Source organism: Streptomyces alkaliterrae (assembly GCF_007097205.2).
GTDB lineage: Bacteria > Actinomycetota > Actinomycetes > Streptomycetales > Streptomycetaceae > Streptomyces > Streptomyces alkaliterrae.
The window spans coordinates 1-10,825 of the sequence record NZ_VJYK02000188.1; the positions used below are offsets into that span (position 1 = coordinate 1).

The following is a 10,825-nucleotide window of genomic DNA, read 5'->3' on the forward strand; positions in this document are numbered from 1 at the left end:
CGGCCTGCTGCGGTTCGTCGAGCAGCACGTGCTCGGTGATCTCCAGTTGCAGCGCGGAGGCCGGCACGCCGTGCCGGGCGAGGCGGGCGGCGACCGAACCGGCGAAGCCGGGGGTGTGCACGTCGCGCGGCGAGATGTTGACGGCGACCGGCACCGGAAGTCCCCGGGCACGCCACTCGGCGACCTGCCGCAACGCGGTCTCCAGCACGTACTCGGTGAGCCGGGGCATCAGCCCGGAGGTCTCGGCGATGGCTATGAACTCGTCCGGCGGGACCTTCCCGCGCTCCGGGTGCTCCCAGCGCACCAGTGCCTCCAGACCGGCCACCTGGCCGTCGAAGCGCACCTTGGGCTGGTAGTGGAGCTGGACCTCGCCGGCGTCCAGCGCGCGGCGCAGGTCGGCCAGCAGCCCGAGGCGGTCGGGGGTGTTGCCGTCGCGGTGGGAGTCGTAGACCTCCACGCCGGTGCGGTCGCGCTTCGCCTCGTACATCGCGACGTCGGCGCGGCGCAGCAGGCCCTCGGCCTCGGCGGCGTGGTCGGGGAAGACGGCGACGCCGGCGCTGGCCTCCAGTACGAGCGTGAGTCCGTCCAGGTCGAGTGGGGAGCCGAGGGAGGAGACGAGGGTGCGCGCGGCGCGTTGGGCGCTGGTCGCCGAGTCGGTGCGGGGCAGCAGGACGGCGAACTCGTCGCCGCCGAGCCGGGCCGCCTCGGCGCCGCGCGGCAGGGCGAGGCGGATGCGGTCCGCGATCTGGAGGAGCAGCCGGTCGCCGGCGAGATGACCGAGTGTGTCGTTCACCGAGCGGAAGCGGTCGAGGTCGATCAGGACGAGGGCGCATCTGGCGTTGTTCTGGTCGGCCTCGTCCAGCGCGGCCCAGGTGCGTTCCATCAGCCACATCCGGTTGGGCAGTCCGGTGAGCGGATCGCGCATCTGCTCCTCGGCCCTGGCCCGGGCGATCCACAGCGTGGAGTCGAGGGCGATGAGCGGGATCGCGAAGAGCGGCAGCAGCAGCGGCATGTGGATCGCCACGACCACGATCAGGGGGGAGATACCCAGCAGGGCCACGCACACCAGCCCCTGGCGGGCCAGCGCGACCCGGGTCGCGGTCGGCAGGCCGCCGCGCGGGGTGAGACAGAACCACAGCAGCAGCCGGGTCACCAGAAGGTAGGTGCAGGCCGCGACTAAGACCTCGGGAAGGGCTGCCCAGCGCCAGTCGCCGGGCAGCCAGGGCGCCTCGACCGACGGGTGGGTACCGAAGGCGCTCATGGTGAGCGCGGAGGCGCCGATGCCGAGGATGTCCGCTCCCCCGTGCACCAGCGCCTCCCGCCAACGGCTGCGCCGGGCGGCCCCCACCAGCACCACCAGCGCCAGGCTGACCAGCGCGGCGGGCACCCAGCCGTACAGCAGCAGCACCGCCAGGGTCAGCGAGGCCCCCGACCCCGTACCGCCCCACCAGCGGTCGCGGCCGAGCGCCACGAGATGGCCGACGATGATGCCGGTGAGCACCGCCAGGCCCCAGCCGACCGTTGCCCCGGGGAAGAGCGCGCGGCCCTGGTCGACGACCCGGTAGACACCGATCAGCAGGGCGACACCGGCGCCGATCACCACAAAGGGCGTCAGAACGGGACCCGGCAGCGGGAACGACCTTCTGCGCCGCGGCGGTCGACCGTCGCCCCCGGCGGAGTGCGCCGCGCGCGCGAAACCGGGACCGGGCCGGCGGGTGCCGCCCCGCGGGCCGCGCTCCTCGGATGTCTGCTGCATGCGCGTCCCTCTCCCGGCCGTCGGTGCCCACGCCACGGCAGGCGCACTGTTCAACCCTAGGCGGAGAAGGGCCGCATGGGCAGCATTCGCCTCGGGTTGCCCGAATCCCAACCTCCGCCACGCCCCCGCGGGGTGAGCCCCCGTCACCCCGCGGCCCTGGCGCCCGCTCGGGGCGGGGCCTGCCCGGCGGGCGCGGTCGGCCCCGCCGTGGCGGCGTTCAGCCGAACGTTACCGGCCCGGCCGTCACTCGGCCGGATTCACCGCCGATTCCCGTGCCGCGTCCGGGCCGCGCTCCAGCAGCACGGTGAGCCCGTCATCGTCGAGGATCGGTACCTTCAACTGCACCGCCTTGTCGTACTTGGAACCAGGACTGGCGCCCGCAACGACAAAATCGGTCTTCTTCGAAACCGAACCGGTCACTTTCGCGCCGAGTTGCTGAAGCGCCTCCTTGGCGGCGTCCCGTGTGTATGACTCGAGTGTGCCCGTGACCACCACGGTGAAGCCGTCCAGCGGCCGGGGGCCGGAGTCCTCGCCGCCCTCCTCCTCCATACGCACCCCGGCGGCCCGCCAGCGCTCGACGATCTCGCGGTGCCACTCCTCGGCGTACCAGTCCTTGAGTGAGGCCGCGATGATGTCGCCGACGCCCGGGGTGGCCGCCAGCTCCTTCTCGTCCGCCGCGAAGATCCGCTCCAGTGAGCGGAACTCCCTGGCCAGCGCCTCGGCCGCGACCGGGCCCACGTGCCGGATGGACAGGCCGGTCAGGACCCGGGCCAGCGGACGGCTCTTGGCCTCCTCGATGTTCCGCAGCATGGCCAGGGTGTTCTTGCGCGGCTCGCCGGCCTGGTTGGCGAACAGCGTGACGACCTTCGGCTCACCGGTCTTCGGGTCCGTCTTCGGCAGCCCGCTGTCCTGGTCGAGTACGTGCGTCTTGATCGGCAGCAGCTCCTCGACCGTGAGGTCGAACAGCCCGCCCTCGTCGCGCAGCGGCGGCGTGTCCGGCTCCAGCGGCTGGGTGAGCGCGGTGGCGACGACGTAGCCGAAGTGCTCGATGTCCAGCGCCTTGCGGCCGGCCAGGTAGAACAGCCGCTCCCGCAACTGCGCCGGGCACGACCGGGCGTTCGGGCAGCGGACGTCGATGTCGCCCTCCTTGGCCGGACTCAGCTCGCTGCCGCAGTCCGGGCAGTGCGAGGGCATCACGAACTCCCGCTCGCCGCCGTCCCGCAGGTCGACCACCGGGCCGAGGATCTCCGGGATGACGTCCCCCGCCTTGCGCAGCACGACCGTGTCCCCGATGAGCACGCCCTTGGCCTTGACGACGTCCTGGTTGTGCAGCGTGGCGAACTCCACCTCGGAACCGGCGACCGTCACCGGCTCGACCACCGCGTACGGCGTCACCCGGCCCGTCCGCCCCACGCCGACGCGGATGTCCACCAGCTTGGTGTTCACCTCCTCCGGCGCGAACTTCCAGGCGATGGCCCAGCGCGGCGCCCGGGAGGTGGAGCCGAGGCGGCCCTGGAGCGGGATCTCGTCCAGCTTGATCACCGCGCCGTCGATCTCGTAGCCGAGCTGCCTGCGGCGGGTCTCGGCGTCCGCGATGAACTCCCGCACCCCGGCCAGGTCGTCGACCACCCGGTTGTGCTCGGGCACCGGAAGCCCCCAGGAGGCCAGCAGCTCGTAGGCCTGCGACAGCCGCTCCAGGCTCATGCCCTCCAGCGCGCCGATCCCGTGCACCAGCAGGTGCAGCGGACGTTCGGCGGTCACCCTCGGGTCCTTCTGCCGCAGCGAACCGGCAGCGGCGTTCCTCGGGTTGGCGAACGGCGGCTTGCCTTCGGCGACCAGCCGGGCGTTCAGCTCAGCGAAGCTCTCCATCGGGAAGTACACCTCGCCGCGGATCTCCACCAGCTCCGGCACCCGGTCGCCGGTCAGCCGCTGCGGCACCTCGCCCAGCGTGCGCACGTTGGGCGTGATGTCCTCGCCGGTGCGGCCGTCCCCCCGGGTGGCGGCGCGCACCAGGCGGCCGCGTTCGTAGGTGAGGTTGACCGCGAGGCCGTCGATCTTGTGCTCGCACAGCAGGTGGTACGACAGGCCCTCCAGCTCGCGGGTGAGCCGGTCGGCCCAGCCGTCCAACTCGGCGGCGTCGAAGGCGTTGTCCAGCGAGAGCATGCGCTGCCGGTGCTCGACGGCGGTGAACTCCGTCTCGTAGCGGGCGGCGACGCGCTGCGTCGGCGACTGCGGCGTGCGCAGCTCGGTGTGCCGCTCCTCCAGCTCCTCCAGCTCCCGCATCAGCCGGTCGAACTCGGCGTCGCTGACGACGGGCGCGTCCTTGACGTAGTAGCGGAAGCGGTGCTCCTCGATCTGCTCGGCCAGCAGCGCGTGCCGCTCACGCGCCTCGGCCGGCACGGATGAGTGCTGTTCGACGGCCACCGTCGTTTCCTCCCGTTACTCGGTTGGGCGCCCCGCCACCCGGGGGCACCCGTCACTCAGGGTCGTCAGCGAGGGATCTCGCCGCCGCGACGCAGTGCTCGAGGGCCCGGCGGGCGTACTCCGGGCTCGCGCCCGCGAGACCGCACGCCGGTGTGACCACCACCGAGGCCGCCAGACTCCCGGGGGAAAGCCCCAACCTGCGCCAGAGCGATCTGACACCCATGACGCTACCGGCAGGGTCTGACAATCCCGCCGAGGCCGGCTGTGTCGACAAGACCGCCGCGGGCACGGTGGGCACCACGCCCGCGAACAGCGCGGTGCCGCCCTCCACCGCCTCGCCCAACGCGTCGAAGTCACGCTCGGTGATCAGCGAGAAATCGAACGAGATCCCCGTGGCGCCGGCCCTGCGCAGCAGCGAGAACGGCACGTCTGGCGCGCAGGAGTGCACGACGACCGGCACCCCCGCGTCACGGGCCGCCGACACCAGTTCCCGCAGCGCGCCCTCCACCACCGCCCGGTCCACCGCCCGGTGGGTGCGGTAGCCGCTGGCCGTCGGCACCCGCCCGAGCAGCACGGCCGTCAGCGACGGCTCGTCCAGCTGGAGAACCGGTTCGGCGCCCGGCAGCCTGCGGCGCAGCTCGGCCAGATGCGACCGCAGCCCCTCGCCCAGCGAGGCGAGCAGATCACGGCAGGCGCCCGGGTCGCCCAGCATCGCCTCGCCGTTGCGCCGTTCCAGCGACGCGGCCAGCGTCCACGGGCCGACCGCCGACACCTTCAGCGGGCCGGCGTAGCCCTGCGCGAACTCCTCCAGCGCGTCCAGGTCCTCGCCCAGCCAGGAGCGGGCGCGCGCGGTGTCCCTCCCCGGGCGGTCGCCGATCCGCCAGCCGCTCGGCTCCACCCGCGCGTACAGCTCGACCAGCATGCCGACCGTGCGGCCGATCATGTCCGCGCCGGGCCCGCGCGCGGGCAGCTCGGGCAGGTGCGGCAGGGCCTCCAGGGTGCCCATGACGGTACGGGCCGCCTCCCGCGCGTCTCCCCCGGGCATGGAACCCACCCCGGTGGCCGCGGCCGGCCCCCAACTGAACTTCGACGTCTCGCTCACGGCGGAAGCCTACGGAAGACCGGCCGCGTCCCGCCGTCTCACCCGGTCGGACGAACGCTCAGATCGACGATCTCCGCGCCGCGCGGCAGGTCGAGCGCCGTCAGTACGGTGGTGGCCACCGACTCCGCCGTCATCCACCGGGCCGGGTCGTACTCGCGGCCCTCCTGCTGGTGCACCTTGGCCTGCATCGGGGTGGCCGTCCGGCCGGGGTAGACGCTGGTGACGCGGACGCCGGCCGCCGCCTCCTCCGCGCGCAAGGCGTCGGCGAGCGCCTTGAGTCCGTGCTTGCTGGCCGCGTAGGCGCCCCAGTCGCCGTTCGTCCGCAGACCGGCTCCGGAGTTGACGAAGACGACGTGGCCGCGGGCCAGTCGCAACTGCGGCAGCAGCAGCCGGGTCAGTTCGGCCGGGGCGACCAGGTTCACCGCGAGCGTGGCGTCCCAGACCTTGGGGGTCAGCTCCTCGACCCGGCCCAGCTCGACCACTCCGGCGACGTGCAGCAGCGAGTCCAGCTCGCCCGGCAGGCTCTGGTGTCCGAACGCCCAGGAGAGCCGCGCCGGTTCGGCCAGGTCGCCGACAAGGGTGTGGACCTCGCCGCCGGTCCCGGCGAAGTGCTCGGCGAGCTGCCTGGCCCGACCGGCGTCCCGGGCGAGCAGCCAGACGTCGTCGCCGCGTGCGAGCAGCATTCGGGTGACGGCCTCTCCGATGCCCGAACCCGCGCCTGTGATGAGATGCGTAGCCATCCGGCCATGATCCCGCACGCGCGTTCCGGCAGGACACCGCGCCCCCGCCCTTCGAACGCGCGCCGACGCACGCGATACAGGCGATACAGGCGGTACAGGCGATACAAGGGGGGACGCCGACCGGCTCCGTTCGACCGGCTGGCATGCTGCTGGCCGGGCGGCGCGCGTTCGGCCGCGTCGGTATGCTGCTCGAGCGGAACAGACATTCCGCACAAAAACCCACGGATTGACGGGGTCAGACATGGGAAAGCGCACGTCGTTCGGCTCCCGGGACATCGGGATAGACCTCGGGACCGCCAACACCCTGGTGTACGCCCGCGGAAAGGGCGTCGTCCTGAACGAACCCTCCGTCGTCGCGGTGGACTCGCGCACCGGCCAGGTACGCGCCGTGGGCTCCGAGGCCCAGCAGTCGATGGGCAGAACCCCCGGTTCGATCGTCGCGACCAGACCCCTGGCCGGCGGCGTCATCAGCGATCTCGACGCGGCCGAGGCGATGTTGCGCCGCTTCATCCGCAAGGCCCGACCGGCCCGCACCAGGGCGCCCCGCGTCATCATCTGCGTCCCCAGCGGCATCACCGAGGTGGAGCGGCAGGCCGTCCTGCAGACCGCCGCCCGCGCCGGCGCCCGCTCGGTCCACCTGGTGGAGGAGCCGATGGCCGCCGCGATCGGCGCCGGACTCCCGGTGTACGAACCGCAGGGCTCGATGGTCGTGGACATCGGCGGCGGCTCCACGGAGGTGGCCGTGATCTCCCTCGGCGGGACCGTGACCTCCTGCTCCTCCCGGGTCGCCGGCGACACCATCGACGCCACCATCGCCTCGTACATCCACCGCGAGCACTCCATCACCATCGGCGAGCGCACCGCCGAGCGGATCAAGATGGCGCTCGGCCAGGGCACCGGCATCCAGGTGCGCGGCCGGGACAAGACCAGCACCCTCCCCAAGTACGTCGACCTCGCCACCGACGAGCTCCTGGAGGTCATCGAGCCGGCCGTCCGCTCGATGGTCGACGCCGTCGCCTCCGCCTTCGACGACTGCCCGCCCGAGCTGTACGGGGACATCATGGAGCGCGGCATCGTCCTCACCGGCGGCGGCGCCCTGCTGTACGGACTGGACGAACGCATCTCCCGCGAGACCGGAATGCCGGTTGTCGTCGCCGACGACCCGCTGACCTGCGTGGCCCTCGGCACCGGCCGCTGCCTCGAGGAGTACGACAAGCTCGTCGGCCTGTTCGGCTCCCGCCCCCTGCTGACCACCGCCGCGTGACCCGACCGGCCGACGCCGGGTGTTTGGCGACCGCCGTGGGCGGCTAGGAGAGGAACACAAGCGCCGCTATCACCACACAGCGCGTGATGTGGCAGATACCGCCCATAACGCCCATATATCAACAGACGCACACCGCCAGCGAAAGTGAGTGGTCAACGGATGTACGCCGTAAAGAGCACCCTTCCCGACGACGATCTCAAGGTGGTGGGCGAGGCCCTCCAGGGCGCCCTGGTCGACCTCGTCGACCTCTCGCTCGTGGCCAAGCAGATCCACTGGACCGTCGTCGGCCCCCGCTTCCGCTCCATCCACCTCCAGCTCGACGAGGTCGTCGACACCGCCCGCCAGTACAGCGACACAGTCGCCGAGCGGTCCTCCGCGCTCGGTGTCGCCCCCGACGGCCGCTCGACGACCGTCGCCGCCGACACCGGCATCAGCGGGGTGCCGGAGGGCTGGCAGCAGGACCGCGACGCGGTCGCCACGATGGTGAACGCGCTCAGTACGGTGGTCGCGCGGATGCGCGAGCGGATGACCGCCACCGGCAAGGTGGACCCCGTGACCGAGGACATCTTCATCGGGATGACCGGCGAGCTGGAGAAGCACCACTGGATGTTCCAGGCCGAGAACGGCAAGTAGCCCCGGCGGCCGCACGGCCACGCCGACACGTCGACACCCACCGCCCCCTCGCCCCGCCGGCGAGGGGGCGCACGCGTTCTCGGCCACCGGCGGACGCCCCCGCTCAACCCCGGCCGCCCGCCGCTCGTCCTCCTCCCGGAACCTCGAACGAACCTGGCCCGGCCGGGCCGACCAGAAGGGCGCGCGGCTGTGATCACGACGTTGGCGGTGGAGAACTACCGCTCCCTGCGGCGGCTCGTCGTCCCCCTCGACCGGTTGAACGTCGTCACCGGCGGCAACGGCGTCGGCAAGTCGGCCCTCTACCGGGCGCTGCGGCTGCTGTCGGACTCCGCGCGGAACGGCGCCGTCGCGGCCCTCGCCCGGGAAGGCGGGCTGCGGTCCGCGCTGTGGGCCGGCGAGGCGGGCGGCGGCTCCGGCTTCGCGCCGCGGGAGGACGCGACGTCGCTGCGGCTCGGCTTCGCCGGGGACGAGTTCGGTTACGCGGTCGATTTCGGCCACCCGCAGAGCGACCCACGCTCGATGTTCGCCCTCGACCCGGAGATCAAGCGGGAGGCCGTGTGGAGCGGCCCCGTCCTGCGGCCCGCGGCACTGCTCTCCGAGCGGCACGGCCCGGCCGTACGGCTGCGCGCCGCCGATCCGGCCGACGGCGGTCCGGGCGGCGGGGGCTGGACCACCGCCGCCGGGGTGCTCCGCCCGTACGACAGCATGCTGGCCGAGCTGGCCGACCCGCACCGGGCGCCGGAACTGCTGCGGCTGCGCGAGACCATCAGGTCCTGGCGCCTCTACGACCAGATCCGCACCGACGCCGCCGCTCCGGCCCGCGCGCCGCGCGTCGGCACCCGGACGCCCGTCCTGGCGCCCGACGGGGCCGATCTGGCCGCCGCGATCCAGACGATCCGGGAGATCGGCGACCCGGAGAGCCTGGACGACGCCGTGGCCGCCGCGTTCCCCGGCAGCAGCCTGACGGTCACCGAGCACGGCGGCCACTTCGAGGTCGCGTTGCGGCAACCCGGCGTGCTGCGCCCGCTGCGCGCGGCGGAGCTGTCCGACGGCACGCTGCGCTACCTGCTGTGGGCCGCCGCGCTGCTCTCCCCGCGGCCGCCCGCCCTGCTGGTGCTCAACGAACCGGAGACCAGCCTCCACCCCGAGCTGCTCGCGCCCCTCGCCGACCTCGTCCGGGCCGCGGCCGCACGCACCCAGACGATCGTGGTCACCCACGCGGCCCCGCTGGCCGCCGCACTCGCCTCCCGCGGCGGCCGGACGATCGAACTCGTCCGGGAGGACGGACGGACCGCCGTACGCGGCCAGGGCCTGCTCGACGAACCTGCCTGGCACTGGCCAGGCCGCTGAGCACCCCCTCCGGCGGACGCGGCGGACCGCTCGCCTGCGGCACCCCGGCAACAAGAGCGGCCCGAACATGGCCGAGTCCTTGCCTTGTCGCCACCCCCGGTCACCGGTTGGCTCACGGGACGAACGACAACATGGCCGGAGGTCGCCGTGGTCCGCACCTACCGTCTGCTCGCCGCCCTCGTGTGCTGCCTGCTGCTCACCACCGTCGGCGCGCCCACGCCCGCGCGCGCCGCGGGCAAGGCCGCGCCGCCCCGGCTGACCGACGAGCGCGGACGCGTACTGACCCTGCGCGGCTGGAACGTCGAGGACAAGACGAACCGCGGCGAGGCGGCACTCACCGCGATCACCGAACGCCATTTCCGGGACATGCACGACCAGGGCTTCAACTTCGCCCGGCTGCTGGTGTTCTGGGACGACCTGGAGCCGGAGCCCGGCCGGTACAGCGAGCGCTACCTCCGCCGGATCGAACAGGTGCTGGACTGGGCCGACGCGTACGGCATCAGGGTGGTCGTCGACGCCCACCAGGACGTGTTCGGGCCCGCGTTCGGCCACCGGGGCATCCCCGCCTGGGCCACCCGGACGGACGACCTGCCGTTCACCCCGCGCCCTGACGACTGGTTCTCCGAGTACTTCGAACCGGCCGTCCAGCGCGCCTTCACCCATCTGTACGAGGACCCCGACCTCCAGCGCGCGCAGGCGGACATGTGGCGGGTGCTCGCCGAGCGGCTGGGAGACCACCCCGCCGTCCTGGGCTACGACCTGATCAACGAGCCGATGGGCGAGCTGCGCCCCGGGGAGGACCTGGCAAGCGCCGCCCGCCGCATCGAACGCGACCAGCTCACCCCCATGTACAACCGGCTCGCCGCCGCGATCCGCAGCGTCGACACCGACAGCTGGCTGTTCGTGGAGCCGACGCCGATCGTCGGCGAGGGCGTGCCGACGGGGCTCGGCCGGATACACGACCCGAAGGTCGTCTACTCGCCGCACTTCTACAACACCGCCATGGAGTCCGGCGCGGACTACGACCCGGACGCCGGCTGGATCGAGGCCTACGAGGCCGCCGTCACCGACTACCCGACCCGGCACGGGCTGCCCGTCGTGGTCGGCGAGTGGGGTCCGCTCAACAACGCGCTGCCCCACATGGGCCGCTTCTACCGCGACGCCTTGCTGTCGCTGAACCGCTACAGCTCCGGCTGGGCCGGCTACGTGTGGTGCTACGGCGGCGGCTACTGCGCCGTCGACTCCGAAGGCCGCTTCCGCACGAACAAGGAACGCACCGCCACCCCGTACTCCCCCGCCGTCGCCGGCACGGTGCTCGAGGACCGGTGGGACCCGGACGCCGGCGTCTACCGGCTCAGCTACCGCGCCCGGCTGGGCGGCACGGAACTGTCCCTGCCGCCGTCGGCCACCGGCTGGCGCATCAGCTCCTCGGGGCCGGGCCCGGCGACTGATGGAGGCCGCGCTGTCGACGCTGCCACCGGACCGCCTTGCCCTGCTGGCTCCGCACCTGCTGAGGCTCGCCCGTCGCGGACGCGGCGAGTGGGGAGCGGACCTCC

The 10,825-nt window shown here is 73.0% G+C and carries 8 protein-coding genes; 4 read left to right on the forward strand and 4 right to left on the reverse strand.

What is annotated here, in order from left to right; genetic code table 11:
* From FNX44_RS17480 to FNX44_RS17495, 4 genes are all read right to left on the reverse strand, one after another.
* The coding region (locus tag FNX44_RS17480) for a putative bifunctional diguanylate cyclase/phosphodiesterase (RefSeq protein WP_173019216.1) at window positions 1-1,756 on the reverse strand (1,756 nt) is incomplete at its 3' end.
* Between the two features lie 243 nt (window positions 1,757-1,999).
* Entirely contained in the window at window positions 2,000-4,180 is a 2,181-nt protein-coding gene (gene ligA, locus FNX44_RS17485) for an NAD-dependent DNA ligase LigA (RefSeq protein WP_143649211.1), read from the reverse strand.
* A gap of 52 nt (window positions 4,181-4,232) precedes the next feature.
* Window positions 4,233-5,282 carry a methionine synthase gene (locus FNX44_RS17490; RefSeq protein WP_143649212.1) on the reverse strand — a complete coding sequence of 350 codons (1,050 nt, stop codon included), beginning with the start codon at window positions 5,280-5,282 and terminating at the stop codon, window positions 4,233-4,235.
* A 38-nt stretch (window positions 5,283-5,320) separates the two neighbouring features.
* A complete protein-coding gene (locus FNX44_RS17495; protein ID WP_143649213.1) occupies window positions 5,321-6,022 on the reverse strand; it encodes an SDR family oxidoreductase in 702 nt (233 codons plus the stop codon).
* Between the two features lie 241 nt (window positions 6,023-6,263).
* Here FNX44_RS17495 and FNX44_RS17500 point away from each other — a divergent pair, with 241 nt between their 5' ends.
* From FNX44_RS17500 to FNX44_RS17515, 4 genes are all read left to right on the forward strand, one after another.
* The gene (locus FNX44_RS17500) at window positions 6,264-7,286 is read left to right on the forward strand and encodes a rod shape-determining protein (RefSeq protein WP_143649214.1); all 1,023 of its coding nucleotides are present in this window, start codon (window positions 6,264-6,266) and stop codon (window positions 7,284-7,286) included.
* A gap of 159 nt (window positions 7,287-7,445) precedes the next feature.
* The gene (locus FNX44_RS17505; protein ID WP_143649215.1) at window positions 7,446-7,919 is read left to right on the forward strand and encodes a Dps family protein; all 474 of its coding nucleotides are present in this window, start codon (window positions 7,446-7,448) and stop codon (window positions 7,917-7,919) included.
* A 189-nt stretch (window positions 7,920-8,108) separates the two neighbouring features.
* Window positions 8,109-9,269: an AAA family ATPase gene (locus FNX44_RS17510; protein WP_143649216.1), complete on the forward strand. Its 1,161-nt coding sequence runs from the start codon at window positions 8,109-8,111 to the stop codon at window positions 9,267-9,269.
* A 189-nt stretch (window positions 9,270-9,458) separates the two neighbouring features.
* The coding region (locus FNX44_RS17515) for a glycoside hydrolase family 5 protein (RefSeq protein WP_228449970.1) at window positions 9,459-10,825 on the forward strand (1,367 nt) is incomplete at its 3' end.

What these genes read in the sequence shown, in the direction of transcription:
- FNX44_RS17495 (WP_143649213.1), bottom strand. Translation starts at nt 6,022, where the DNA reads ATGGCTACGCATCTCATCACAGGCGCGGGTTCGGGCATCGGAGAGGCC.
- FNX44_RS17500 (WP_143649214.1), top strand. Translation starts at nt 6,264, where the DNA reads ATGGGAAAGCGCACGTCGTTCGGCTCCCGGGACATCGGGATAGACCTC.
- FNX44_RS17505 (WP_143649215.1), top strand. Translation starts at nt 7,446, where the DNA reads ATGTACGCCGTAAAGAGCACCCTTCCCGACGACGATCTCAAGGTGGTG.